The sequence below is a fragment of the Halorubrum sp. CGM4_25_10-8A genome (assembly GCF_005435025.1).
Classification (GTDB): domain Archaea; phylum Halobacteriota; class Halobacteria; order Halobacteriales; family Haloferacaceae; genus Halorubrum; species Halorubrum ezzemoulense.
The window spans coordinates 24,154-47,638 of record NZ_SGTX01000017.1 but is presented as its reverse complement, the minus strand read 5'-3'; the positions used below and the strand labels follow the sequence as shown (position 1 = coordinate 47,638).

At 57.0% G+C, this 23,485-nt stretch carries 26 protein-coding genes and 3 pseudogenes; 12 read left to right on the top strand and 17 right to left on the bottom strand.

The annotated features are described in order from the left end of the window. Positions 1–55 precede the first annotated feature (55 nt). From EXE52_RS18320 to EXE52_RS14970, 3 genes are read left to right on the top strand one after another with little or no spacing between them, the layout of a single operon-like run. Positions 56–367 (top strand): hypothetical protein, encoded by a 312-nt coding sequence (locus EXE52_RS18320; protein WP_049933181.1) that lies wholly within the window; start codon positions 56–58, stop codon positions 365–367. Positions 368–373: 6 nt separating this feature from the next. Next, positions 374–871, top strand: coding sequence for a type II toxin-antitoxin system VapC family toxin (locus EXE52_RS14975; RefSeq protein WP_241898005.1), 498 nt, complete (start codon positions 374–376; stop codon positions 869–871). Positions 872–882: 11 nt separating this feature from the next. Continuing rightward, a complete protein-coding gene (locus EXE52_RS14970; RefSeq protein WP_049933183.1) occupies positions 883–1,434 on the top strand; it encodes a hypothetical protein in 552 nt (183 codons plus the stop codon). A 45-nt stretch (positions 1,435–1,479) separates the two neighbouring features. On the opposite strand, the gene EXE52_RS14965 is transcribed toward EXE52_RS14970, so the two are convergent. The 4 genes from EXE52_RS14965 to EXE52_RS14955 form a co-directional block, all read right to left on the bottom strand. Next, positions 1,480–2,301: an SWIM zinc finger domain-containing protein gene (locus EXE52_RS14965; RefSeq protein WP_089309303.1), complete on the bottom strand. Its 822-nt coding sequence runs from the start codon at positions 2,299–2,301 to the stop codon at positions 1,480–1,482. Between the two features lie 135 nt (positions 2,302–2,436). Next, positions 2,437–2,574 (bottom strand): hypothetical protein, encoded by a 138-nt coding sequence (locus EXE52_RS18600; RefSeq protein ID WP_004043292.1) that lies wholly within the window; start codon positions 2,572–2,574, stop codon positions 2,437–2,439. Between the two features lie 2 nt (positions 2,575–2,576). Next, positions 2,577–2,891, bottom strand: a complete 315-nt coding sequence (locus tag EXE52_RS14960) for a hypothetical protein (protein ID WP_241988269.1) — start codon at positions 2,889–2,891, stop codon at positions 2,577–2,579. A 490-nt stretch (positions 2,892–3,381) separates the two neighbouring features. Further along, a complete protein-coding gene (locus EXE52_RS14955; protein WP_049933187.1) occupies positions 3,382–4,158 on the bottom strand; it encodes an SDR family oxidoreductase in 777 nt (258 codons plus the stop codon). Positions 4,159–4,584: 426 nt separating this feature from the next. On the opposite strand from EXE52_RS14955, the gene EXE52_RS14950 reads away from it, so the two are divergent. After that, a complete protein-coding gene (locus EXE52_RS14950) occupies positions 4,585–5,511 on the top strand; it encodes an iron transporter (protein WP_241988268.1) in 927 nt (308 codons plus the stop codon). 23 nt (positions 5,512–5,534) lie between these two features. Here the strand turns inward: EXE52_RS14950 and EXE52_RS14945 are convergent, their stop codons facing one another. Beyond that, positions 5,535–6,614, bottom strand: a complete 1,080-nt coding sequence (locus tag EXE52_RS14945) for a Tat pathway signal protein (protein ID WP_089309305.1) — start codon at positions 6,612–6,614, stop codon at positions 5,535–5,537. A gap of 74 nt (positions 6,615–6,688) precedes the next feature. On the opposite strand from EXE52_RS14945, the gene EXE52_RS14940 reads away from it, so the two are divergent. Further along, the gene (locus EXE52_RS14940; RefSeq protein ID WP_137703844.1) at positions 6,689–7,513 is read left to right on the top strand and encodes an IS5 family transposase; all 825 of its coding nucleotides are present in this window, start codon (positions 6,689–6,691) and stop codon (positions 7,511–7,513) included. 18 nt (positions 7,514–7,531) lie between these two features. Here the strand turns inward: EXE52_RS14940 and EXE52_RS14935 are convergent, their stop codons facing one another. The 3 genes from EXE52_RS14935 to EXE52_RS14930 all read right to left on the bottom strand — a co-directional run bounded on the left by EXE52_RS14935 (position 7,532) and on the right by EXE52_RS14930 (position 11,034). Beyond that, entirely contained in the window at positions 7,532–7,849 is a 318-nt protein-coding gene (locus EXE52_RS14935) for a hypothetical protein (protein WP_089309461.1), read from the bottom strand. 383 nt (positions 7,850–8,232) lie between these two features. Next, positions 8,233–8,400 (bottom strand): hypothetical protein, encoded by a 168-nt coding sequence (locus tag EXE52_RS18315; RefSeq protein ID WP_158293624.1) that lies wholly within the window; start codon positions 8,398–8,400, stop codon positions 8,233–8,235. 135 nt (positions 8,401–8,535) lie between these two features. After that, positions 8,536–11,034 carry a PAS domain S-box protein gene (locus EXE52_RS14930; RefSeq protein ID WP_137703843.1) on the bottom strand — a complete coding sequence of 833 codons (2,499 nt, stop codon included), beginning with the start codon at positions 11,032–11,034 and terminating at the stop codon, positions 8,536–8,538. 367 nt (positions 11,035–11,401) lie between these two features. Here EXE52_RS14930 and EXE52_RS18595 point away from each other — a divergent pair, with 367 nt between their 5' ends. Continuing rightward, positions 11,402–11,554: a hypothetical protein gene (locus tag EXE52_RS18595; RefSeq protein WP_167373114.1), complete on the top strand. Its 153-nt coding sequence runs from the start codon at positions 11,402–11,404 to the stop codon at positions 11,552–11,554. After that, complete coding sequence (locus EXE52_RS18590) at positions 11,547–11,801, top strand: hypothetical protein (RefSeq protein WP_241988267.1); 255 nt, start codon at positions 11,547–11,549, stop codon at positions 11,799–11,801. Before EXE52_RS18595 ends, EXE52_RS18590 begins: the two co-directional genes overlap by 8 nt. A gap of 222 nt (positions 11,802–12,023) precedes the next feature. Here EXE52_RS18590 and EXE52_RS14920 read toward each other — a convergent pair. From EXE52_RS14920 to EXE52_RS14910, 3 genes and pseudogenes are all read right to left on the bottom strand, one after another. Then, a pseudogene (locus EXE52_RS14920) lies at positions 12,024–12,173 on the bottom strand (ISH3 family transposase); the annotation flags it as partial. Between the two features lie 93 nt (positions 12,174–12,266). Beyond that, entirely contained in the window at positions 12,267–13,034 is a 768-nt protein-coding gene (locus EXE52_RS14915) for an SDR family oxidoreductase (protein ID WP_089309030.1), read from the bottom strand. Between the two features lie 259 nt (positions 13,035–13,293). Next, positions 13,294–13,971 carry a helix-turn-helix domain-containing protein gene (locus tag EXE52_RS14910; RefSeq protein WP_049933003.1) on the bottom strand — a complete coding sequence of 226 codons (678 nt, stop codon included), beginning with the start codon at positions 13,969–13,971 and terminating at the stop codon, positions 13,294–13,296. A 239-nt stretch (positions 13,972–14,210) separates the two neighbouring features. On the opposite strand from EXE52_RS14910, the pseudogene EXE52_RS14905 reads away from it, so the two are divergent. The 5 genes and pseudogenes from EXE52_RS14905 (at position 14,211) to EXE52_RS14885 (ending at position 18,657) form a co-directional block, all read left to right on the top strand. Next, positions 14,211–14,789 (top strand): annotated as a pseudogene (locus tag EXE52_RS14905) (IS6 family transposase). A 229-nt stretch (positions 14,790–15,018) separates the two neighbouring features. Then, a complete protein-coding gene (locus EXE52_RS14900; protein ID WP_049933002.1) occupies positions 15,019–16,005 on the top strand; it encodes a PstS family phosphate ABC transporter substrate-binding protein in 987 nt (328 codons plus the stop codon). Then, the gene (pstC, locus tag EXE52_RS14895; protein WP_049933001.1) at positions 15,999–16,946 is read left to right on the top strand and encodes a phosphate ABC transporter permease subunit PstC; all 948 of its coding nucleotides are present in this window, start codon (positions 15,999–16,001) and stop codon (positions 16,944–16,946) included. The genes EXE52_RS14900 and pstC overlap by 7 nt, the downstream gene beginning before the upstream one ends. Then, positions 16,943–17,800, top strand: coding sequence for a PstA family ABC transporter permease (locus EXE52_RS14890; protein WP_049933000.1), 858 nt, complete (start codon positions 16,943–16,945; stop codon positions 17,798–17,800). Before pstC ends, EXE52_RS14890 begins: the two co-directional genes overlap by 4 nt. Next, the gene (locus EXE52_RS14885; protein ID WP_049932999.1) at positions 17,797–18,657 is read left to right on the top strand and encodes a phosphate ABC transporter ATP-binding protein; all 861 of its coding nucleotides are present in this window, start codon (positions 17,797–17,799) and stop codon (positions 18,655–18,657) included. Before EXE52_RS14890 ends, EXE52_RS14885 begins: the two co-directional genes overlap by 4 nt. A gap of 292 nt (positions 18,658–18,949) precedes the next feature. Here EXE52_RS14885 and EXE52_RS14880 read toward each other — a convergent pair. From EXE52_RS14880 to cobJ, 6 genes and pseudogenes are all read right to left on the bottom strand, one after another. Next, a pseudogene (locus EXE52_RS14880) lies at positions 18,950–19,584 on the bottom strand (IS6 family transposase). 276 nt (positions 19,585–19,860) lie between these two features. Continuing rightward, positions 19,861–20,238 (bottom strand): DUF3209 family protein, encoded by a 378-nt coding sequence (locus tag EXE52_RS14875; protein WP_049932998.1) that lies wholly within the window; start codon positions 20,236–20,238, stop codon positions 19,861–19,863. 24 nt (positions 20,239–20,262) lie between these two features. Beyond that, entirely contained in the window at positions 20,263–21,480 is a 1,218-nt protein-coding gene (locus tag EXE52_RS14870) for a CbiX/SirB N-terminal domain-containing protein (RefSeq protein ID WP_049932997.1), read from the bottom strand. Continuing rightward, positions 21,477–22,190, bottom strand: coding sequence for a hypothetical protein (locus EXE52_RS14865; RefSeq protein WP_049932996.1), 714 nt, complete (start codon positions 22,188–22,190; stop codon positions 21,477–21,479). Before EXE52_RS14865 ends, EXE52_RS14870 begins: the two co-directional genes overlap by 4 nt. Then, positions 22,187–22,468, bottom strand: a complete 282-nt coding sequence (locus EXE52_RS14860) for a ferredoxin (RefSeq protein WP_049932995.1) — start codon at positions 22,466–22,468, stop codon at positions 22,187–22,189. The genes EXE52_RS14865 and EXE52_RS14860 overlap by 4 nt, the downstream gene beginning before the upstream one ends. After that, the gene (cobJ, locus tag EXE52_RS14855) at positions 22,458–23,483 is read right to left on the bottom strand and encodes a precorrin-3B C(17)-methyltransferase (RefSeq protein ID WP_137703841.1); all 1,026 of its coding nucleotides are present in this window, start codon (positions 23,481–23,483) and stop codon (positions 22,458–22,460) included. The genes EXE52_RS14860 and cobJ overlap by 11 nt, the downstream gene beginning before the upstream one ends. Between the last annotated feature and the right edge of the window lie 2 nt (positions 23,484–23,485).

Sequence of the window (23,485 nt, the reverse complement as noted above, 5' to 3'; positions counted from 1 at the left end):
ATGCGAACATCTTATACTTCATGAGAACGTAGATGGGAGTAGCAATTGGGATCCTATGAGCAGCAACGACACCAAGCACGTTCAAACTGAACTGAACGAGGACGAATACGAACGCTTCCGGGAGTTCGCAAGCGAACACGACCTCTCGCTGAAAGAAGCCGGTCACGAGGCGCTTCTCGAGTGGATCGAACGCCAGCAGCAAGCCGATCCCAACGACCCGGCGTTCACCGTTCTCGACGACCTTGATGACGGGTCCCTTCCAGCGTCGTCAGCGACTGACGCTCGCGAGGAAGACGATCTCGTCGACGAGTGGCACGGCAGCGACGAATCGTTCACGCTCGCCGACGACCCGTCCGCGCAATCCTGACCGTAAATGGCTGAACCAGTCGACACCCCGATCGGCACGGTCACAACCGAACATTTTCGTCCAGGACATGTCCGCCACGAGGTTGTCGTCGGGCCGAAATTCCTGTACGCATTGTTCAACCCTCAGGACCAGATGCACGCCGTCTCGCGAGCGTTCATGGCGTTCGTCCGCGACGGTGATCTCCCCTATCGTCGTCTCATCGTCAACGATCACATCGTCGACGAGGCCGCAACCCGGTTGAAAAAGCAAGCGTCGATGCGGAACGCCGCGTCGTTCCTGACGACACTGGATGAGAGCACGCTGTATCAGTTCGAATCCGTTTCCGAGGACGTTTTCGATGATGCTAAAACAACGTTCGTCGAGTGGACGGATCTGGATGCGTCACTCACCGATTTCACTGTTGCAGCCCATATGGAGGCCTTAGAGGTCGACCATATCCTTACGTACGACCGACACTACGATGCGTTCGACGTGACAACGCTTCCGTATCGTAATCAGGACTAGAGGTGCCAACCATGACCGAATCCCCGCGAGATGGGGTCCAATCGTGGACTGAGTCGATGAGCGCCCGCGACCGCATTCGAGCGGTCGCTGAGTCGCTTCGCGAACCCCGCTCAGTTAACTGGATCAGCGAGCAGGCCGACGCCGCCTGGAGCACGACCAACGAGGAACTCCAGGATCTCGTCGACGAGGGCCAGCTGCGCCGCGTCGAGGCCGGTGAGACGACGCGCTACCAGCCGGACTACACGCGCCTGCTCTTCGAGGAGATCCACACGCTCATCGAGGAAAACACCCGCGAGGAGCTACGCAACGAATTGGCCGCGATCACCGAGGAAATCGAGCAGTGGCAGGCGACTTACGAAGTTGAGACCTGGGAGGAGCTCGAACAGTCGCTTGCTGATGGCGATCTCGCAAGTGCCGAGCTTCAGGAACGCCGTGACGTGATTACGCGCTGGGAGGAGAATCTGGAAGACCGCCGACTCATCAAGCATGCGTTGGCGCTCTACTCGGATGTCGAAGCCGCTCGCGAACAGATGATCGACGCGACTGACCGCGACACAAACTAATTTTCGCGGTCGTCGAACGTGTGGGCGTCATCGAGGGCGACCCAGCTATTCCCCGGCCTGCTCGCCCAGCTTCGCTCGAAGCTCGACTGCTGCCTTCTCAAAGTGGTCCGCGGGGACCGGCGTTCCCGCCGTCACCCGCTCCTCAAGGAACGCAACGGCGTCAGTGACCGCATCAGCGTCGCGGTTCGCGGTCGCGACACAGTCAACATACCCGTCGAGTGCCTGACTGAACGCACGCGAGAAGTGGTCGTACGCGCCGTCGACGCGCTCCATGTTGTCGTCGAGGGACTCGACGAGTGCCCGGTAGACGGTCGCCGCTGACGCGTGCCGCTCCTGCTCGCGGTACTCGTTCGCGAGCTCGAACCACTGCGTGAAGTCGATCGGCTCGAAGACGACGTGGTACTCAGGGTTCGTCTCGTGGAACCGCCGATCGATCGAGGCACGAAGCTCACCGACCGACTGGCTCGTCGGCTCGCCAACGCCGGCGAGAAACCGTTCGCGGAGATCCGTATTGGTCGCAAGTTCGTCACGCAGGAACGCGCGGAGTTCATCGTCGTCGGCACTGTCGAGTGCGGCATCGAGTCGATCGCCGTCGTCTGCCGGTGGGTCGTCGACACACCGGAGCAACACGGCGACGACGTGCTTGCACGCTCCCGGCCTGTCGTACGGACAGTCGCACCACGGGGCAAACCCGTCTGCGGCGAGGTCAACACGGACATCGTACTGACGGCTGCCGCTCACGACGGCGGTAACGGTGCTGTCGACGCGGTGTATTTCGTGGATACGGCCCTCAGCAAGATATCGTTCGCCGCGTTCGAAGACTGCGTCGGTACAGATGTCTCGAACCGTGTCCTCGGTTACATCCATATGCGTGGCCGATGTTCCAGTGCGAACGGGAAAACCGGTGCGTCAATCTCGCTTTCGCTTCGGATTGGAACGGTCTCGCTCTGCGAGAAACCACGGTACTGTTGCAGTACTACGGAGAACAGCCTGGAGAGAGTCCTACTCGGTCGCGAGTTCGTCGTAGATCTCCTCGTGCTCGTCAAGGTCTTGGCGTCCGAGGAACCGAATGAGATACTGCCGTGCCTCTTCGGGGGACAGCTCATCGGGAATCTCGGGCTGCTCACTTTCAGCGGCCATCCTTATTCATCACTATGGCGGTCATCGTCATAATCGTTCGGTTCGTGTTGTTCATTGTCGCCTGTATCGAGCTTGGGATCTCTGGATAGCTGATCTGTGCCTTCGATGCGTGACAGCCACAGGTTGATGGTTGCCTCGTACTCCGGAGCGAGCGGCTCTGTGTGTGCTCTGAGATACTCGATCACGTCATCCCCATCGACAGCGCCCTCATCGGTCGCGAGCGCCTTCAGGGTCTCTTTGATCTTTCGATCGTAATCGAAGTGCGGCAATCGAATAAGAACTATACAGGTGAGAGCGAATCGAGCAATATGGCTCACCTATCCTCCCTCACTCAGGATCTAACTAAGCAAGACAAGCGGAAGATCGCTACTATCGTTCTGGTCATGACCACCGGACTCCCAGTCTACGTAGTGTTCATGTCTCTCACCGGTGTAATTGATGTGCCAATGACCACGTTCTTCCTCGGACTTACTCCTATTGTCGGGTTTCTGATGTCACTGCTCGCGATTATACCAGCCTATCTACTAGGGAACAAAATGACTCCCTGATTGTCTTGAGCTAGGCACGGATACGTTGATCATACGTGCGCTGTGTATCTCGCACAGCTATCGAGTTATCTCCCTGATCTGGCAGAATCTTCGGCACTCAATTCGCATACTCGTCCTGACAGCTAATTCATAGAATCCCAGATAAAATCAGATTTTTGTGAATAGTTCTATAACACCTATTGATATTCGAACACGAACCTGCCTTCTGCTTTTGTATCGAACTTTCTATGGGAATCAGATACCTAGAGACGCTGCTCAGTTATCCGGAATTTGTCATCCCACCGTCGACGTATAGTGACTCCCCACTAACGTAGGATGCGAGGTCGCTGGCTAGATAGAGTGCGGCATCAGCAACATCCTCTGGTTGACCAAGCCGGCGTAGCGGGATCGTCTGGCGATAACCCTCTTCAGCTTCTGTCCCGACGACCTCGACGTCCTCTTTGAGCATTGCCGTCTCGATAGCGCCCGGATGAATCGCGTTCACTCGGATGTTCTCAGGCCCCAACTCGTCGGCGAGCGCGTACGTCATCAGTCGGACCGCACCTTTTGACGTACAGTAGGTGACGAAGCCCGCACTCCCTTCGAGACCGGCGTTGCTCGACATGTTGATAATGCTCCCACCGCCGTTCTCAACCATTTTGCGGGCAGCGTACTGCGCGCCAAAGTAGACTCCCTTGACGTTGATGTCCATCATCTGGTCGAAGGCGTCTTCGTCGGTGTCGACGAACGTCTCTTGGCGGAAGATACCCGCGTTGTTTACCATTATATCAATGCCACCAAATTCGTCCGCGGCATCGACAGCCGCTTCGAGGTCGTCAAGATTTGTCACGTTACATTCTACATACGTCGCGTCGACATCGTACTCGTCGATGACGAGTTCGTGAGTCGGCGTGCCACCCTCCCGTGGTGCTTCCTGAATATCGGCGACAACGATATCCGCACCCTCTGCGGCGTATGCCTCCGCGATAGAGCGTCCGTTGCCGCTCGAACCACCAGTGATCACGGCCGTCTTCCCGTCAAGCAGGGGACCAGACATGGTGTACCTAACATGTTCCCCTTTGTAAATAAACGTTCGTGATATACGTTTTTATTCTTGTGTTACCTAACCTAATGGGGATTCTTACGAGGCGATGTATATGACCCATTGTTATCAACACAAATTTGAATTGATCACAGTCGGATGAATGTGTATTGCCTACAACTCTCCTACTAACTGATCGGTTTCCCTGATCGCTCCACCCGGTTGTCGGCGGCGGAGGGCATCAAAACCCACTTTTCGGTCTCTCCCGTACGTACTGCCATGGATCGCCGTACATTTCTCGAAGCTGGTCTCGGGGTAGCCACCGCCACTAGCCTTGCCGGCTGCGCTGGCCAGGTTACTTCTCGGTCCCCGCGTGCTCCTGCTATTGTCGAAAATCGTCCTAACGGGATCTATTTGCCGGGCCACGTTGAGGGAATGCAGATGGTTGGAACTACTGAGCAGGGCGATTACGGCTTTGGACTGATGTACAGCTACGCCCACCGATTTTGGAGCGTCAACGGTGAAACCACGTCGCTGACCGAGATTGGGCCTGACGACGATATCCATCTGATGGCTAGCGTCTGGGATTCTGAAACCCAAACGATCCTCCCAGAAACGGGGTTGAGTGTTGAGATCTACCGCGACAGTGAACTCATCTCCCAAGAGGCTATCTACCGGATGTTGTCACAGCCAATGGGCTTTCACTACGGAGCAAACTTCGGACTTGACGGGGATGGCACCTACGATGTCCGGCTCAGTGTTGGTGGCTTATCGACTCGACGGACCGACTTATTTCAAGACCGGTTCGAACAACCTGTAACCGCGAGAATCCCATTTGAGTACCGTGAATCGAAACGAGACAATATCAGTTTTCGCCGGCTTGAGGACGCTGGATCCCCCGGTGCTGTCGACCCCATGGCGATGGAAATGCTCCCAGGTTCGATTGTACCCCGGGCAGACGTCCTCCCCGGCCGCGTCGTTGGCACCGGCAGTACCGATGGGGCCGTTTTCGTGACCACGGTGCTTGACTCCCCTCCGGCAGGCGTTGTTGGTCAGGGACAGTATCTCGCCGTCTCAGCGCGGTCACAGTACAACCGTATGGTACTCCCGGCGATGAGCCTCTCAGCGGCACAGACTCGCGACGGTGAGATACTCTCTAACCAACGGCTCACTCGGACGCTGGACCCATCCCTCGGCTACCACTATGGCGCTGTCGTTGACGCCGTCCAGTCCGGTGACAAGCTGACACTCTCGCCGACGCTTCAGCCGCAGACAGCGCGTCACGAGGGGTATGAAACGGCCCTCGGTGGTGAAACCGGGGCAATGGAAGACATCAAGTTCACCGTCAACGATCAGCAGTCGGCGTAGCGATGGTGGCGACAGACTGTTGATTACGCTGGTCGTGGCGACGGCAGCACCCGGTGCCGACGGGGTGGAACAAGGAAGTTGCCACGCCGGCGGGTGAAGATGTACTCCAAAATGCCGTTGTTGACCCGCTGACGGACAGCCGGTGTTTCCGCTGTGATGTCTACGCCGTTCATCGATCGACGGACATCTTCGAAGGCAGAGATGCCTTGTTGTAACGAAGGGAAGTGGAGACTCGCAACCTCTTGATCGGAGCCGATGTCATCTGTTGACTCGAAGTGCCGGCGGAGTAGTCGCACGTTCCCGTCCACGTCTCGATTCGCACGGGCCGCCTTCTGAGCATGCCCAACTCGGGCATATTCACGGGATTGATCAACGATATCATCTGGGATCTCGTCGATCCCGCTATTATCACCGAGATTCGCACCAACGCCGTCGACGAGGCCTTGCTCTGCGTGGACCGGGCTGAACATCTCCGCCACCCGGTCGTCGTGGTCCTGTTCGAGGTACCAGTCGTCAAGTCGCTGCCGAATGTTCGAAATTGCTTTTATCCTTCCCCCGGCGAATGGGCCGTCCTCCAGCGTGACGTAATCCTCCGTGGCTTGGTTGCCGACGAAGCCGGCGGTGAACCCCATAAATAGCGGTGAGTCTTCGGGGACCGGTTTCGAGTCGGGGATGCCCGCGACGTCTTGATTCTGTGCTGGAAGGCCCGCTCCAACGAATCCGGTGCGGCGGGAGTCGACGGTGAACGCATCTGTGAGCCGCGCCTCGACGTCGACACCATTCACACGCTCTTTTTCGCCAGTTAGTGCCTCCTCTGCCGCCAACACCGTATCAGCTCGGTCACTCGCAAGGTGGACGACCGCGTCTTGTGTATCGAATGTTGGTGTTTCAAACTCAGACAGTGACTGCGGAGCGGGGAGGTCCACAGCCGCTGTCAGCGACGCTTCGAACCGGCCGAAGTATGCGGGCGAGTAGGCAATTGAGTAGAGCAATCCCTCGTGGCTCCACTCGTACGCGCGATCGATCGTCCCGAGCGCTGTGGCGACGGCCTCGCGCTGGTCGTCCGTTGGTGGGCCCTCACCGTCTACGTTCAGGTATAACATGCTGTGTTGAATAGCGATCTAACCGACTAATATCACGGAGTAGAAGGACGAAGCCGAGGAAATCGATTCTGTCCATGGAAGTCGATCTCCTCGACTTCGTTGAGCGGTGTCGTCGCCTAGTCAAACAAGCGTTGGGAAAGCACGCGGGCGAGCCCGCAAGCGGCGGGTTCGCCCGCTGGAAACACTTTGTGCTACACTGTCTTCGGCTCGAAGACGGCCACAGCTACCGAGAAACGCCGAATCGGCTGAAGTACATGGCCGAGATTCGCGACGCACTGGACTTAGATCGAGACGATCTCCCAGATTACAGCACGATCTACAATTCGTTTGATCGGCTGAAAATGTGGGTGTGGCGGGCGCTGCTGCGCGTCTCTGCGCAGCAGCACCCGCAGTCTGGCCACGCCGCTCTCGACAGCACGTTCTTCGATCGCCGACGTGCGTCATCGTACTTTCGTCAGCGGGCAGGACGGACGATACAGACCCTAAAAGTGACGACATTGACTAATGTGGAATCGCTTGCTGTGCTTGATGCTCACATCGTAGCTCGGTGGAAGCATGATACGAAGACCGGACCGCAGGTCGTCCGCCGAAACGCGGACGACCTGCAGTCCGTCGCCGCTGACAACGGCTTCCAAGACTGGCATACCGAGTACAAAATCGCCGCACATGACGTTGAGTACCTTGTTCATTACCGCGGCTCGTCAGCGAACGCAGCCGCGAACAACGCTCTCAACCAAGCAAATGGCTACTCTCAGCGGTGGATGGCCGAAACATCGTACTCAACAACCAAGCGCTCGCTCGGCGATGCCGTGCGAGCGCTGGGCTGGTATCGGCAGTTCCGTGAAATCGTCTTGATGTTCGCCATTACCAACATAGAACCACTGTGTGAGCCGCTGTAACCGTGACTCAGCATCTATTCAACACAGCAAGATATCTACCTCTCTACTTTCCCACTTCTCTTCTACCTCATCTACTGATTTCTCGTTGTCAACCACGTCGGCTAAGTCGCGGAGGTACTCTACGATGTCATCGTTTTCTACGTCCCATCGCTGGTCCGAGATGGATTTGAGACTCGTCGCTAGCTCACGGGCTTCATCAGCCGTGTAAGCTGCGTCGGTCTCGCCAATATCAACGATGACGGCAAACTCGTTGTCGGTGATGCTGAGGTTCAACGAGGACACCTTGCCGTCAATAATGCTGCTCGATACCCTGTCCTGAAGATCTGACTCATACATTCCGTAGTCGGTCTTGTCGGTCCCATTTAAAATCGGGGGCGTCGTCAGGGTTGGAGCGGTCAACTTTCGACCGGGGCGTGGTACTCCTTTGACCTGAGATATTCTGCTCAACGGTCGTGTCAGACACGTTTCTCCACAGTTACGTATTGAATCAAACACCCAAGACTGCGTCGGGGTCGACGTCCGCCGGTGGGTGCGTACTGGGGTCACTATTCGGGCCCATACGTGCTATCTCGGGTTGTGGGACCTAATGAGAGTCCTATTTGTTAAAATATAGTTTTCTTTATGAGAATTCCTATACTCGCCCCTATAGAATTCACTGTAAGTAAAGCCACATCAGACAACCAGCCTGTGACCGCCGTACGCCCCACGCGGCCGAGGTCTTACTTGTCGGCAGCGCGGTCATCAAGCGGATCGGGCACGGGGAGGTCCTCAACGTCGTCGTTGATCTCCTCTGCAGAGAGATCCGACCTTTCAGCGAGGAATTCACTCACGCGATCGCCAAGGTCCCCGACGGCGTCCTCGAACGCCTCGAGTTCGGCGTCACTCATAGACTCCTCCCGCCGGATCCTGACTCAGATCGTGCCATTTCTCGAACCTCCGGAGCAGCGCGTCGGCGTGCTGCTCGATGTACGCGATACAGTAGTGCGGGGCTCGTGTTAAACTAGGTAGGATATCAATAATGTCTATTCATCTACGAAGTTAACGTTCGTGATCTCAAACCGTGCTCCACCGTCAGTCCCGTCCGTAACGCGAATCTGCCAGTCGTGAGCATTGACAATCTGTTTGACAATATTCAGTCCGAACCCAGTTCCATTTGCCGACTGCGAGTAGCCGACCTCAAAGACAGCGTTGCGTTCGTCGGTCGGAATGCCTGCCCCATCGTCTTCAACATAGAACCCGTCGGTTAGTTTTCCGACCGTCACTGTCACTTCTGGCCCACCGTGTTCAACCGCGTTTCGAAACAGGTTCTCAAATACTTGCTTGAGACGACTGCTATCTGCCCACACGGTTCGATCGACGGTAGTAATTACGCGTCCCTGCTCCATCTGAACGTTCTCCCGACACCTGTCAGCTATCGTCGCGAGATCAACCGGCTGAGTGTCACTCACCTCTTTATTATCCCGAGCCAAAATGAGAAGATCTTCAATCAGCGCCTCCATCCGCTCTAGTGCTCGGCGGACACTGTCGAGATGGTCGTTGTCACACTCGTCGGCCACCAAGTTGAGATGCCCGGTAGCAACGTTCAGCGGGTTCCGAAGATCGTGTGACACAACGCTGGCGAACTCTTCTAGTCTCTGTTGGCGTTCTATCCGCTGAGTAATATCTTGAAACGTGCCGCGCACACCAACGATTTTGCCATCCTCACGCCAAGGCTCGCCGCGGGTACGAACCCATCGCACCTCATCGTCAGCTGTGACGATGCGTAACTCCAAGTCGCATGGTTCCCCGTCAGTTAACACTCGCTCGACGGCATCCTGAATCGTTGTCTGATCTTCGGGATGATAGAACTCGACTGTGTTCTCGACTGTTGGTTCGAAGTCCATGTTGACGCCGTGAATCTGGTAGACTTCATCGGTCCATCGGAGTGACTCTGTTCGGCGGTCAAGCTCCCAGCCACCGACGTCTGCGACGGTCTGGGTCTGTGAAAGGAACTCGTTGACCTGCTCAAGTTCTTGATTTTGCTGCTTACGAGTCGTGACATCACGATATAACCATATGTTCGCTTCACCTTCGGACAGGGTATATGGCACGTAATCACGTTCCAACACGCGACCATCTGTGAGTTGGAGTTCCTCGTTTTGAACCAGCTCCCGCTGTTCGAGTCGCTCGGAAATCGCCTCGATGAACGCCTCTGGGTCGGTAAATCGGGATTTGAATTCTTCAGCTGCTGTGGCGCAGTCGCGTCCAATTACTTCCTCACTGTCGATCGGGACGTCAAGTGTTTTGCCCAACTGGTCGTTTGCCATGAGTACGTCACGTTCAGCGTCTTCAACGAGTACGCCCATCGGCAGACCTTCGACGATTGTGCGAAGAACAGTATTTGTCTGCTCAAGTTCTTGTTTGCGCTCTTTACACTCGCTGATATCACGCAAAATCCCAACTGACCCCTCGAAAAACTCCCCTTCGTAGGGTAAGACGCCCATGTGATCCTCACAGGGGATTGGATCCCCTTTGGCGGGCTGGACCTCAATCTCGAACTGTACACTATCGGGGCCGTTCGACGAAAGAAGCCTCCCGAGGTGATCTTCCGAGCGGTTGACCACCTCCGATGATTTAATTAGTGTTGGTGACGCTCCAATAATTCTCTCACGGTCGTACCCAACTATTTCGATGAATGCGTCGTTCACGTATTCGAAGTGTCCTGTTTCATCAAGTACGTAGACCGGGTCGTTGAGAGTCTCGACAAGTGTTCGAAATTGAGTGAGTGCCATCTCCTGTTCCTGTTCCACAGAGCGATCCCGTACCGAACAGACTAGCTCACTGGTGTCCGTCTGGGCAACGGTATGATCCTCGACGAAGGTCGTCCCATCGGCCCGGAGCCCAGTCGTCTCCCCGCTCCAGTAGCCGTCTTCGGCAACAGTCGGCAAAATAACGTCCCGCACCATCGCTGTGTCGCTGTCGGGATAGATCAGTTCCCAGTGTTTGCCCTCCATCTCGTCGGGTTCATATCCGTAGATGTCTGCGTAGGCCTGATTGACGTAGATATACTCACCGTCTTCATTAAGGATGCTAATGCCTTCTTGCGCCGTTTCAATGGCTTTGCGCTGCCGTTTGCGCTCTTTTTCCGCACGATATCGGTCGACGGCGTTTCGCAGTCGGTTCGCCAATACAGTATACTGGTCAGATACACGCTTTTTTTGGAGATAGTCAGTCACGCCAGCGGAGATAGCTTCACCTGCAATCTCCTCAGAGCCCTTGCCAGTAAACAGCACGAATGGCAGGTCAGGGGAGTTTTCTCGGACAGATTTGAGAAACTCGATACCATTCTGTGTAGGCATATCGTAATCAGAGACGATACAGTCGAAGTCGCCACAAGAGAGGTATTCTAGCCCCTCACCGGCGCTCGTCGCTGTCGTGACGGTGAAGTTATCATCCTCGCGTTTCAGAAACTCCGCAGTTAACTCAGCGAAGTCTGGTTCATCATCGACATGAAGCACGTGGATGCTTGCTTCACTGTTCATGAACCAATACAACCATGACCGGATAATAACACTATCCAAGTATTTCTCAAGACAGAAATTCAGAGGGTTGCTGACACGCGGCATTCCACCGGGATAACGGCGGAAACTCGATGGTACAGCTGACACTCGCTGACTCTGTTACCTTTGCGTAGCACATTGTTGATGGACTGCGGTCTTTCGGTTTGCGGTGCGTGAATCAAATTGGGAGTTCACGGTAGCGATGCTTAGAAGTTCGATTAGTTCCCCGCTCAACTAGCCACGACTGTACCAACAATCTCCTACAGAAGAGCGACCGTACAGAAAACGGGGGTTTTCTGAACACCTACATTAGAACTAAGTCTAATCCTAATAATGGGCCTATACAGAGATGGCGAAAACGAGAGTCAGTCAGGGGGCGAACGGGCAGTACAGGGTTACAGTTCCGAAAGGACTCGCCGAGGCTATGGATCTTGACGGAAAGAGACTCAACAGGAAGGTCAAATCGGGAAGCTCTCTAGAGGTGACGGTCGTCGATGAGTAAAGCACTCGCGTGGATCCGGAAGTCGAAGGGTGACGATGATGACGTTGGGCTCGAAGACCAGCGTGAGCTGGTCCAAGGTTTCGCGAAGGACGCCGCCGACGAGGTGGAGGTTCTCGATCTCTGGATCCACACTGGCTTCTCGACGATGACACGAGATAATTCGGCGGGCCTCCTAGACCAGAACGATCGCATTCAAGTATGCGTCAGCGATCTTGAAGCTGGCGAGTATTCGCACCTCGTGGTGTGAGACGATCGACGGATCTGCCGCGACGAGCACTTTTCTGTGATTCAGTATCAGTACCTCACAAAGCATTGCCAGTTAGCGTGACCTGAACCACCTGTTCTGTTGTGATGAGTCGTCGATCACGGTTGAGCAACGCTGATCGAAGACGGAGTTGTCGCTGTCGGCGGCGGTCAGCCGCCGACGCGACAGCGTTGCCACTTGCGAAGATGCTTGCTCGGTCAGTGACTACCGGTGGAACCGGTCGTCAGATGGCCGGTTCGCGCGGACGACCCGACGCACTGCGAGGGCAGTTCACGCAGCCCGTCGAACCATATTGACGAACTCCTTGTACGGCCACCACCAGAGGCGACGTCCGCCTCGGCGGGGCGTCGCCAGGTCTTGAACACATCTTCAGCAAGCAGACGTTCTAACTAACTCGCTTTGTGAGGTACTGAAGATGCGATCGGCTGCGAGGCTTAGAGGCTGGTGCTAGTTCATCGTTTGTCCAGTCGGGCGAATCATGAGTTCGTTGACGTCGACGTGTTCGGGTTGGTTCGTTGCGTACACGATTCCACGGGCAATGTCTTCGGGAGCTAGCGTTGGCATATCCACTTCGGAAAGTTGTTCAAGCAGTTGCTCGTCAGTAATGTGAGTCGGGAGCTCAGTATCAACCGCACCCGGTTCGATGACCGTGGTTCGGATGTCCTGTGGCGAGAGTTCCTGTCGAATGGCATCGGTGAAGGCAGTGACACCGAACTTCGTGGCGTTGTAGCCACTTCCGTTGGTCATCGTTTCCCGCCCCGCAACTGACGAGACGTTGACGACGTGGCCACCGTCTTGCTGTTGCATGATGGGGACCACAGCGTGCGTGAGATTCATCAGCCCTATCAGATTCACTTCGACCATCTGCCGGAGATTCGACCGGTCTGCTCGTTCCAGTGGCTCGAGAAGCATCACGCCGGCGTTGTTCACGAGGACATCGATCTGGCCGTACTCGTCAATAGTCGTCTCGACCAGTGTGTCAATATCGTCTTCCTCCGTGACATCGGTTTCGACGACGAGTGCGTCTCCACCTTCCGTGGTGATTCGGTCCGCGAGCGCTTCGAGTTCGTCGACACGCCGTGCTGCAAGCACGACGCTTGCGCCCTCTGTGGCAAGTGCTTCGGCAGTCGCCTCGCCGATTCCTGAAGATGCGCCAGTTACAATCGCAACACTGTCGGAAAGGTACTTGCTGTCAGTCGATGGGTTATCAGACATCAACAGAAGATATGTGATACCGGAAGGAGCGAGTTGTGCTTACCAGTAAACCCATTTATATAGACAAATGACCATACTTCACACTCCAGGGTATTGAGCGGGATTCTGATGGAGTCACACTCCGCTAAATTAAACGCTGGGTGCGACAACCTGTGGGGTCAGAGGGTGCGAGGGATCAGACGACAGTCTGGCGAAAAGCGACCGAGAGACAAGATTTACTCACATGGAACAGTCAATGGAATCCCGAAAGAGTCCGAGGCTACTGCGGCAAGACACTCATATACTGCTGTGGACCAACAGTCTCGCTTATCAGCTGCCTCTCAGCTCTGCGCAGGAGATCAGACGCCGCGGCGGCTGAGACATCGAGTTCGGACGCAAGATCATCCGTCGTGAATTCACGCGGAGAATCGTAGTACCCCTCGGCGAAGGCGATCGAGATGGCCCGGTACTGCTTGTCGGTCAACCCGAACTGGTCGCGTTCGCCGTCGTTCTCGGGGTCTGACGCGATCTTTAACAGCTCGAATGGAATGTCGTGGACCTTACATCGATCTCGCAGTGTGGCCAACGACTCGTAATCCGAGAACACCTTCTGTTCGCGAATCCCTTCGCTGGTCACTGTTGCATCCATGACAACTCCCTCAATTTCTTCTGGGTCGTGAGACCGGGCAAGATTCGAGTCATCTCTCACGATGAGTTGATAGAACCAGCCGTCGGCGGTTTGTCCAATTTCCATCGCATTGATAACCTCCGTAGCCGAATCCAGTTTTCGATCGAACACACCGTGCGAACCTGTATCGACAGTTACCGTCATCAGTATCTTGTTATTGTTGAGAATAAACGGGTTCGAGATCGATAGCTCACCGCTTGGAATCGCTTCTGCAAGTCCAACGAGTGGGAGCGTGCGGTCAGCCAGGAGAATCTCGGCGACGAGTACCATGGGTGATAGTTGGCTTCGGTCTATTTAATTTCGAGTTTCCACGCTGGGGAGACTCACTGTGGTGCTTTCACCGTCTCGGTTGTCTCGAAGTCATACTCGACGCCAGTCAGCTTCTCGCTCACGTCCCAGAGTCGCGCTGCGTCATCTACTGATGTCAGTCGCTATTCAAGTGAAAGTTTCTGTGGTCTGATCGTGGTCGCGTTAAGTTAGAGGATGAGGCGGACAATTTCTGAGTGTCTATGCCAGAATTCGGCCGCCTCAGCGAACGTATCACGTGGATCGACTTGCCGTTTGTGGAGCGAGGTCGAACGCCTCGCTGGGCGATTGAACTAGGGCTCCGCTGTCATTTGGTCGGTATGTCACTTCGTGAGGGAAGTAAACATCTTGAACTGTTTGGGATCGATCGGAGCTACGTTGCGGTTCATAACTGGGTTCATAAAGCCAATCTACAGCCGATCTCAACCGTCTCCGAGAATCAACTCGCGGCTGACGAGAAGATGATCCGCCTCCACGGCCAGCAGTTCTGGCTGTACGGCGCGGTTGATCCACAGACGAACGGGATCCTCCCCGTGAGCCTCTTTCCAACCACAAATAAACAGACGACGCGATAGTTTCTCACCGAGCTACACCGGCGCTATCAGCTCGATAACGTGGAATTTCTCGTCGATGACGCAGACTATCTTGGCTCAATCCTCGCTGAAGACGGCTATCGATTTTAAGTCATTCGGCATGGAAGTTGGAATGCCATCGAACGTGTCTTTTGAGAAATAAAACGACGAACATCTTCGTTTGCGAACAGTTTTAGCAATGTCGCGTGAGAGACAGCTCAAAACTGGCTCGAAGCCTTCGCCGTCTATCACAATTCACGTCAAAATTAACACGACCGCAAGGTCAGATTTCTTGCCGGCATCTGCGACTTGATTAGTAATTTGTATTTTGTCTCACATATTGAACTTAGATAGGAGCAACAATTACAGGTATGTCGGTGAACAGCCCACATTTGTCGTTTAATGAGCAATTATATGTAGTAAAGCCTTCCAATGAGTGATGGCACGACGGCATTCACGACGGTCTGTGCTGAACGCGGCGGCTGCCGGCACCGCGGTTTCACTTACCGGCTGTCTCGGCGGCGACGATGGCGGCCAAACAGTGCGGATTTCTGGTGGCGTCGGGCCACTGCCGATGGTACAGGTGTGGGCTGACATCTATGCTGAGCAAAGCGACCTTGCCTTCGATATCTCCGGCGGCGGCACTGGGGTCGGAGTGTCAGATCTGTTTAATAATCAGGTTGATGTAGCAATGATGGGGCGTGAACCCTTTGAAGAGGAACTTGAACGCGGGCTGGTCGCGGTGCCGATGTTGATCGACACCGTCGTGGGAACGGTTAATAAAGACAACCCGGTTATCGATCAGATTCAATCACAGGGGGTAACTAGAGCGGAGTTAGAAGCAATATTTACTAAAGAGATCACTAACTGGGGAGAACTGTTTCCAGACGCCGGTGTTGACGCCGAGATCGTCGTCTACGGCCGTTCGGACGCCTCTGCGGCGTACAAAAAGTGGGGTGAGTTCCTCGGCGGCGAAGGCGACGCCTACACACAAGACGATCTTGAGGGACTCTCGGACGGCAACTTCAATGGCGATCAGCCGGTTGCCCAGTCGCTCGGCGAGAGCGAGAACGCCATCGCGATGAACAACGTCAATTACGTCTACAATCTCGACAGCGGCGAACTCGACGGTGATATCCGGCCGATTCCCCTTGATCAAAACGGTGACGGACTCTCTGAATCGGAGTCGTTCTATCAAACTCGCGGCGAGTTGCTCGCGGCCGTTGAGCGCGGCGACTACCCGGCACCGCCGGCCCGCGAGATGTGGCTCGCCGCAAACGGCACGTTCGACGCCTCTGTCGCGCCGTTTATACAGTGGGTGCTCACTGACGGCCAACAGTATGTCTCCGAAAACGGTTACGTCCCTCTAACGGAAGACCGTCTTGAAGATGGACGAGCGACCTTGGAAAACAACACGGAATCGTGACCACCGACACCGACAGTCTGCGGAAGCGGGCTCGGTCGAGCCGCCTCGGCCGACGGCTGCTTGCCGAACGCTACAGTAGCTACTGGCTCACCCTGGCGGGGTATCTGGCGATCGCGCTGTTTGGGGGGATCACACTACTACTCTTCTACCGATCGCTGCCAATCCTCTCGGAGTATCCGCTGAGTTCGATGTTAACCTCTACAAACTGGGACCCTGCGCGGAACAATTTCGGCTTTTTGCCGGCGATCGTCGGTACCGTCTACGTCACCGCACTCTCGATGGTAATGGGGGTTCCGATTGCGCTCGGTGCGGCGATCTATATCGCCGAGTACGCTGAAGGGCGAACAAAAACACTCGTCGCCGCACTGATCGATGTGTTGGCGGCGATCCCGAGTGTGATCTTCGGGCTGGTCGCACTGATCGTCGTCGTGCCGTTTATCGGTAGCTACGTCGCCCCGGTGTTCAACGAGAGCACCGCTGGCGTCGGCATCTTTACTGTCAGTCTTGTGATGGCGATCGTCGTCACCCCGTTTATGACCTCGCTGTCGGTCGAGTCGCTCGAATCGCTCCCCGACGAGCTGCGGGAAACGTCGCTCGGCGTCGGCGCAACCAAGTTTGAGACGATCCGATCGGTGTTGCTTCGGGCGGCTGGGCCTGGGATTTTTTCGGCGATCTTACTCGGCTTTGGGCGCGTGTTCGGCGCGACGATCGTACCAGCGTTGCTGATCGGCGGCCAGACACAGATTCCCACCTCGGTCTTCTCGACCGGCCAGACGCTGCCAACGCTGATCGTCAATGATTTCGGCGAGCTGATGTCGCTCCCGCTCACACAGTCGGCGTTGATATTTGTCGGGCTGATGCTCGTCGTCGTCGTCTGGCTGTTTAACTTCGGGGCGATGCTCGTCCAGCGGCGGCTCAAACGGCGGTGGCAGTACCAATGAACCGCTATACCACACAGCGACTGTTCGGTATCGCGGTGCGGGCGGCCGCCCTGCTTGTCGTCGGTGTGTTACTGTTGGTCATCGGGGTCACCGTCGTCAGAGGTGGGGGCGTGTTGCTTGCCGATCCATCGATTGTACTCACGCCACCCGGCTCGCGATACATGCTCGAAGGAACGGGAGGCTTTCTACATGCAGTGCTTGGCAGCCTCTTTATTGTCGGCCCGGCAACCATCGTCTCAATGGTGGCTGCGGTGTCGACGGCGGTCTATCTCCAGAGCGACTACTCCAGTAAACGGTTTTCCGACGCTGTGAACATGTTTCTCAACGTGCTGTGGGGTACCCCGCCAATCGTCTACGGCGTCTTCGTGTTGACGATCATCATCGCTACAGGTGCCCAGACAAGTTTATTTTTCGGCATCGTCGCTATCGCTATCTTCCAGTACCCGATTATGACGCGCTACACCGACGAGGCGTTGCGTGCAGCCCCGGAGACGGTTCGAGAATCGACCTACGGGCTTGGTGCGACCCGGTTTGAGAGCATGCGGATGACCGTTCGGGCGGCCGCACCAGGCGTTATCGCCGGCTTGGTGATGGGGTTTGCCCGCGGTATTGGCGATGCGGCAACCGTGCTGTTTACCACCGGCCGAAGCACCCGGATGCCTGGTGGACTGTTCGAGGCGGCGACGACGCTGCCGGTGCTCATTTTCGATCAGGCGATGTCGTTTAATCCTGAGGTTCGTTCCCACGCCTACGCGGCGGCGTTCGTGTTGACTATTGCTGTGCTCGGCTTGATCCTCCTCTCGAAGCTGTTAGCCGGCCGCTACGCGCGATATACACCCGGAGGAAACAGATGACAGAGATCCCACTCACGACAGACCAGCTTTCAGTAACGTACACCGGCGACCGCGAAATCGAAGCCGTCAAAGGAGTCTCTATCGACTTCCCGGCCAACACGCTCACAACAATTATTGGCCCTTCCGGCTGTGGGAAATCGACGCTGTTGAAATCGCTCAACCGGCTTCACGATATTCAAGAGAACGTTGAGATCGACGGTGATGTCTTGCTCTCCGGGGACTCGGTGTACAATACCAACGTGCCAGCCCCGGAGATACGCAGACAAATCGGCTACGTTCCCCAGACCCCGACCGCGCTGCCGGTGTCGATCTACGAAAACGTTGCCTACGGGCTGCGCATCCACGGTGACTACGAGTCGAAGGCCGATCTCGACGAGAAGGTCGAAACCTATCTCCGGAAAGTCAACCTCTGGGATGAGGTCGCCGATCGGCTTGACGCGCCGGGCGCGGAGCTATCAACCGGACAAATCCAGCGGCTCTGTGTCGCCCGGTCATTGGCTGTCGAGCCGGACGTGTTACTCTGTGACGAGGTGACCTCCGCGCTCGATCCGGTGTCGGCCGAAAGCGTCGAGAAGACGCTCAGAAAATTAAAATCCGAGTATACGATTATTCTTGTCACCCACAGTATGGCTCAGGCACGCCGACTCGCCGACGAGGTCGTGTTCCTCTATCTCGGAGAGGTTATCGAGAGCAACGACGTTCAGTCGTTCTTCGAAGATCCACAAGAGGAGCGGACAAAGACGTTTATTGGCGGTACAACACCGGTTGACCGCGACGACACACCTGCCGAGCAGACGGCCACACCACCGGCCCCTGACGGGAGTAAAGGGTCGACTGCCGGCGATGACAAGCAGTGAACAAGGTAGTAAAAATAGAGTCTATCTCTAGACCCGTATTTGAGGGGGCGGAAGTAGTTGACAGACGGACTTAAAGAACAATTCAGGCAGATATTGATCCTGAGGAAGTGAACGGAGATTCTCAAATCATAGAGCATCAAGACACGAACTTTCGATTGCTAGATCAAATTGATTCGCAGATAGAGTCTGGTGAACGGAGGATCAGAATAATAAGTATTGGGTTGATAATTATCTGATTGTCTCTTCAAATGGTCCAGAATATTTAAAATTTGCGTTCTTTCAGGCGTAGTGTTCAGATAAGCTGGTTCCATGCGAAAGCGAATGATCTGAACCACTCGTCAGCAGTTTCTGCTTTGGCGTTTCTAAAATAGTTTGAGAACTGGCAGTTCTGCGTTTTACCTCACGAAAGACACGTTCGGCGCTGTTCCGATTTCCATGTCGCTCGTATCTGAAATCGAGGTCGTGTTTGCGACAGGCTCGCTGAAGTGAAGCTGATCCATCTATGAGAACGGTTGCGTCATCCACGTCGTGTTTGTCACAGAGATCAGTGAAAAACCGATCTGCGAGAGCGTTATTTGTCGTCGGCTCAAGCTGTGTATGGAGCAGATCGTTCGTTTCCGGATCGACAGCAGCGTACAGCCAATATTGTTCATAGTCAAGCCGAATCACAGTCTCATCAACCGCAATGTGATTCGGGCTCCGACCAGATTCCGGCTGTAGATCGGCTTTGTGAACCCAGTTGTGAACGGTGGAGCGCACTCGTCCAACACCGAATACCCCAGGAAACGAAACAGTATTTGAAAACGATAATCCTGCTGAATGAAGCTGAATACTGAGCTTCATCAACAGCCGCGGTGTTGCCTCTCGCTCCACAAAATCTAACTTGATCTCGTCTAAACAGCCGTTGAGGCGGTCGTTTTCGGGCATAGACACTCTGAAGACGCACCGCCTCACTTTTCAATCCTTATCTGAACACCGCGGACATTTCCGGGGGTTGATTGAATGGATAGCAGTCCAACCCTCGTGCTGTCTTGCGGTTTGGTAAGAATCCTGTAGCGCCCATGTTTCTGACGCCGAGCGGAACGAGTAATCAAAACTGGGCCAAAGGATTTGAGCCACGAGAGACGTAGCGCCGAACGGAGCGAGGTGACCGTCTCTCAGAGGCTCACAATCCTGTAGCGCCCATCCGTTTCTCCCGCGAGTTCACCCCTCGGTGGGGAAAACCTCGTGAAGCGTGTGATGGGAATCCCCGAGATCGTTGAGGAGCGATTCGCCCGAGTCGGCGAGTCGAGCCAACGATCGCTCGGCGTCCCGGACGGCCACGAGGCGTCCTCGAGTGTACGCGTATTCCGGGTCGTCCGCGTCGAGGGCTGCGACTGTTTCCTCTAAGTCGACGAGTGCGGCGTCAAGATGTCGTTGGAGTTCCGTTAGGGACTCGGCTGCCGAGAGGGCGGCGATCGGTGTGTCTCCGTCGAGTTTATCACCGATTTCCTGCTCTGCGTGCCGTCGAACCGCGTCGTCCGAGTTTCCGAGGGTGTTCATAAGCCCGAGCCGCAGGGCTTCGATTTCGTCACAACTCATCGTGGATCGAAGTCTGATTGTCGGTCATATTGTCTGGTGAACGAGGTCGCTAACGATTCGGTCCCGCTCGACGGCGGAGACGATTCGATCGGCGTCCTCATCGTCGCAGGTCCCGTACCATACGCCGTCGGGATACTGCGCGACGATCGGGCCGTCGCCGCACTGATCGAAACACGACGATCGCGTGACGTGAACGTCTGCGTCGGCGTCTCGCGCGGCCTGACGGAGTTTTTCCAGAACGGCGGGCGAACCGTCCGCCGCGCACGTCTGGTTCGTACAGACGGCGAGGTGGGTCTCAGGCGCGTCGTGAGCGTGCGGTTCGTCGGCGACGTCGTCGCGATCCTCGTGTGCCTGCTGGTGAGTTAGTGCGCGGAGCATCGCACGCGCTCCTCCTTCGTCTTCCTCGTACCCATCAAGCTCTACTTTGTACTTACACGTGTCACACGACATGTCGACCGAGCCGGTCCGCGCCTCTTGCCACCGGTCCGAAAGAACGTCTAGCAGACGGGTGTCCGTTCCAAGCGGGTCGCCGGCCGCGGCGTCGACGTACGGGTACTCTGCGTCGAACTCAGCTGCCCCCTCGCGGATCCGACCGGTCAGGACGCCGTCGCCGAGCATGTACGGCAGCACGACGATTACATCTGGTCGGGTCTTTGCGACGTCGTGGAGCACCTCGTCGAGGAGCGGTTCGGTGACACCGATGAACCCGGCTTCCACCCGATCAAACGAGCGACCCTCGTACAGCAATCTGGCGAGCTTGTGTACGTCGGCGTTTGAGTCCGGGTCTGAGGAGCCGCGAGCACAGACCACGACGGCGACGTCGTCGTCGTCGCGGTCGACCCCCAACTGTGCCTCCACGTCCCGCGACCGATCGTCGAGGAGGTCGAGTATCGCGGGATGAATGCCGAGGTGCGCGCCCGCATGGAAGGTAACGCCCGGGTGTTCGCTTCGCGCTCGCTTCATGGCGAGCGGGAGGTCGTTTTTGACGTGACTGGCCGCAAACAGCGACAGCGGCACCATCGTTATGCGCGACGAACTGTGCGCAAGCGTGCCGATGGCGTCGGGGATCGACGGTTCCGCGAGTTCGAGGAACGCAGCGTCGGTCGAGACGCCGAGACGATCCTCGAGACCGGCCGCGAGTTCGCGTACTGCCTCGTTCGACTTGTCCCGACGAGAGCCGTGGCCGACGAGCAGTGCTGTCTCTTCGTCGCCGATTCCGACGGCGTCTGCCGTCCGGCTCATGAGTCTCCTCCGTCCGTGTCGATCGGTTCGATAAGGCTTCCCACATCGAGGCCTGTGGCCCGCTCGACGCTTCGGAGCGCCTTTTGACGACGGCTTGTCGCGAACAGCCCGCTGTCGCCTGCGCCCTCGTAGACCCATTCAGCGAACGCGGCCGTGTCGCCGTCAGCGACGCCGAACCAGTATCCGCCCGACGACGACGGTTGCGGTTCTTCGGAGTCGAACCCCGCCACGTCGAGCGATGTCCGGATCCGCTCCAACAGCCGGGCGTCGTCGTGGACGAACGAGATGCCGACCGAGGCGCTCGACTCGCGGAAGCAGACGACGCCGCACGCCTCCAACAACCCGCGAAGCAGCTCTCGACGGTGGTCGCGGAGGGCGTCGAACCGATACCCGCCGGGATCCGATCCCACCGGCAATCCGAGCGCCGCAGCGGCATTCGCGGCCAGCGTCGGGTCGATGATCTGTACCGTGTATTCGTCGGCCTGCCGGGTGACTGCCGTGTCATGTGCGAAGTCGCGCTCAGCGATCCGATGATCGACGGTTCCGCCACCAGAGATCGCGGACAGGCGGCGTGCGGCGTCCTCATCGCTGACTTCGATCTCGATCCCCTGATCGGTCACTCGTCCGCCGCCGGCGACGTGGCCCCAGAAATAGGCAGTCTCCGGGTGACGGGCGAGCATGTCGTCCGGCGTCGTCTCGACGGCGCTCATATCTCGCCCTCGCGTTCCTCGACGCTGATCGCGTCCAGCGGACAGGCCGTCGCGGCTGCCTGTGCCTCGTCGATACGCTCGTCACAGAACGTCGCGGCAGCCTTGTCGGAGGTACGTTCGACCGAGGTCACGGCGTCCGCGGGATCGAAGCCTACGAGCCCCCCGTCGGCCTCGACGAACCGATCGTCGCGGACGAGGCAGGCGAAGACGCCGTCGCAGGCGTTCAGATCGACGGAAACGCGGTACGTCGTCCCGGTGTCGACGTGCTCAGTAGTCATATTTGCTCTCGTAGCCGCGCGGGGTGATCATCCGGCCGTCCCAGACGTACGTCTCCTCGTTGCCGACGAGCAGCGTGGTCGTCATGTCGATGAGGTCGGTCTCGCCGAGCGACTTCAGTTCGCCGAGTTCGACGATTTCGACGGCCTCGTCGTCGCGCCCGGCGCCGTGGACGACACCCACCGGCGTGTCGGCCGGCCGGTGTTCCGAGAGGATCTCGCAGGCCGTCTCGAAGTTCTCGCGTCGCTTCCGGCTCCACGGGTTGTATATCGCGATCGTGAACCCCTCTGCCGCGACCGCGTGGAGTCGCGACTCGATGTCCGCCATCGGCGTGAGGTGGTCCGACAGCGAGATCGACACCGAGTCGTTGACGAGCGGCGCGCCGACGCGAGCGGCACACGACTGCGCGGCCGGGACGCCGGGGACGACTTCGAAGTCGAGCGCCGATGCCGTCGCACCCTTCGACTCGATGATTTCTAAGGCGAGTCCGCCGAGCGCGTACACGTTCGGATCGCCGGAGCCGACGATTGCGACGTCGTTGCCCGCGAGCGCGCGGTCGACCGCTTCTTCGGTCCGAGAGACTTCGCCGCACATCGGCGTGTCGTACAGCTCGTCGGCGGCCTCGGTGACGTCGTCCGGAATCAGGTCGATATACGTTGTGTATCCGACGATGTGTTCCGCCTCCAGTAGTGCCGCCTTAGCACGCTGCGTCATTCCCTCCGGCTGCCCGGGGCCGAGTCCGACGGCGAACAGCCGTCCCGGGTTGGCGTCGAAGTCGTCAGCGGTCGATCCGATCTTCTCGTCCGTCGCCGAAGATTTCGTACTACCACACGAGGAGGTGCCGTTGGAGTCGCTCGCGCCGCACGACGGCGACGACGCGCTAGTGTTTTCCGTCGCCGCTCCCCCGTCGGTGGCCGCGTCGTTCGCTGCGCGGCCACCGTCGATCGCCGTCTCGGGATCGCTGCCGCCGCAGTTCGAGCTCGATTCGTCCGTCGGTCCGCAGGTGGTGTCACTCATTG

What these genes read in the sequence shown, in the direction of transcription:
- EXE52_RS14930 (WP_137703843.1), bottom strand. Translation starts at nt 11,034, where the DNA reads ATGAACAGTGAAGCAAGCATCCACGTGCTTCATGTCGATGATGAACCA.
- EXE52_RS14865 (WP_049932996.1), bottom strand. Translation starts at nt 22,190, where the DNA reads ATGAGCGCCGTCGAGACGACGCCGGACGACATGCTCGCCCGTCACCCG.
- EXE52_RS18600 (WP_004043292.1), bottom strand. Translation starts at nt 2,574, where the DNA reads ATGGCCGCTGAAAGTGAGCAGCCCGAGATTCCCGATGAGCTGTCCCCC.
- EXE52_RS18590 (WP_241988267.1), top strand. Translation starts at nt 11,547, where the DNA reads ATGAGTAAAGCACTCGCGTGGATCCGGAAGTCGAAGGGTGACGATGAT.
- EXE52_RS14950 (WP_241988268.1), top strand. Translation starts at nt 4,585, where the DNA reads ATGGTTGGAACTACTGAGCAGGGCGATTACGGCTTTGGACTGATGTAC.
- EXE52_RS14970 (WP_049933183.1), top strand. Translation starts at nt 883, where the DNA reads ATGACCGAATCCCCGCGAGATGGGGTCCAATCGTGGACTGAGTCGATG.
- EXE52_RS14910 (WP_049933003.1), bottom strand. Translation starts at nt 13,971, where the DNA reads ATGGTACTCGTCGCCGAGATTCTCCTGGCTGACCGCACGCTCCCACTC.
- EXE52_RS14945 (WP_089309305.1), bottom strand. Translation starts at nt 6,614, where the DNA reads ATGTTATACCTGAACGTAGACGGTGAGGGCCCACCAACGGACGACCAG.
- cobJ (WP_137703841.1), bottom strand. Translation starts at nt 23,483, where the DNA reads ATGAGTGACACCACCTGCGGACCGACGGACGAATCGAGCTCGAACTGC.
- EXE52_RS14935 (WP_089309461.1), bottom strand. Translation starts at nt 7,849, where the DNA reads ATGTATGAGTCAGATCTTCAGGACAGGGTATCGAGCAGCATTATTGAC.
- EXE52_RS14975 (WP_241898005.1), top strand. Translation starts at nt 374, where the DNA reads ATGGCTGAACCAGTCGACACCCCGATCGGCACGGTCACAACCGAACAT.
- EXE52_RS14955 (WP_049933187.1), bottom strand. Translation starts at nt 4,158, where the DNA reads ATGTCTGGTCCCCTGCTTGACGGGAAGACGGCCGTGATCACTGGTGGT.
- EXE52_RS14875 (WP_049932998.1), bottom strand. Translation starts at nt 20,238, where the DNA reads ATGAGTTGTGACGAAATCGAAGCCCTGCGGCTCGGGCTTATGAACACC.
- EXE52_RS14890 (WP_049933000.1), top strand. Translation starts at nt 16,943, where the DNA reads ATGAACCGCTATACCACACAGCGACTGTTCGGTATCGCGGTGCGGGCG.
- EXE52_RS14860 (WP_049932995.1), bottom strand. Translation starts at nt 22,468, where the DNA reads ATGACTACTGAGCACGTCGACACCGGGACGACGTACCGCGTTTCCGTC.
- EXE52_RS18320 (WP_049933181.1), top strand. Translation starts at nt 56, where the DNA reads ATGAGCAGCAACGACACCAAGCACGTTCAAACTGAACTGAACGAGGAC.
- EXE52_RS14900 (WP_049933002.1), top strand. Translation starts at nt 15,019, where the DNA reads ATGGCACGACGGCATTCACGACGGTCTGTGCTGAACGCGGCGGCTGCC.
- EXE52_RS18595 (WP_167373114.1), top strand. Translation starts at nt 11,402, where the DNA reads ATGGCGAAAACGAGAGTCAGTCAGGGGGCGAACGGGCAGTACAGGGTT.
- EXE52_RS14940 (WP_137703844.1), top strand. Translation starts at nt 6,689, where the DNA reads ATGGAAGTCGATCTCCTCGACTTCGTTGAGCGGTGTCGTCGCCTAGTC.
- EXE52_RS18315 (WP_158293624.1), bottom strand. Translation starts at nt 8,400, where the DNA reads ATGAGTGACGCCGAACTCGAGGCGTTCGAGGACGCCGTCGGGGACCTT.
- EXE52_RS14870 (WP_049932997.1), bottom strand. Translation starts at nt 21,480, where the DNA reads ATGAGCCGGACGGCAGACGCCGTCGGAATCGGCGACGAAGAGACAGCA.
- EXE52_RS14965 (WP_089309303.1), bottom strand. Translation starts at nt 2,301, where the DNA reads ATGGATGTAACCGAGGACACGGTTCGAGACATCTGTACCGACGCAGTC.
- EXE52_RS14915 (WP_089309030.1), bottom strand. Translation starts at nt 13,034, where the DNA reads ATGTCTGATAACCCATCGACTGACAGCAAGTACCTTTCCGACAGTGTT.
- EXE52_RS14885 (WP_049932999.1), top strand. Translation starts at nt 17,797, where the DNA reads ATGACAGAGATCCCACTCACGACAGACCAGCTTTCAGTAACGTACACC.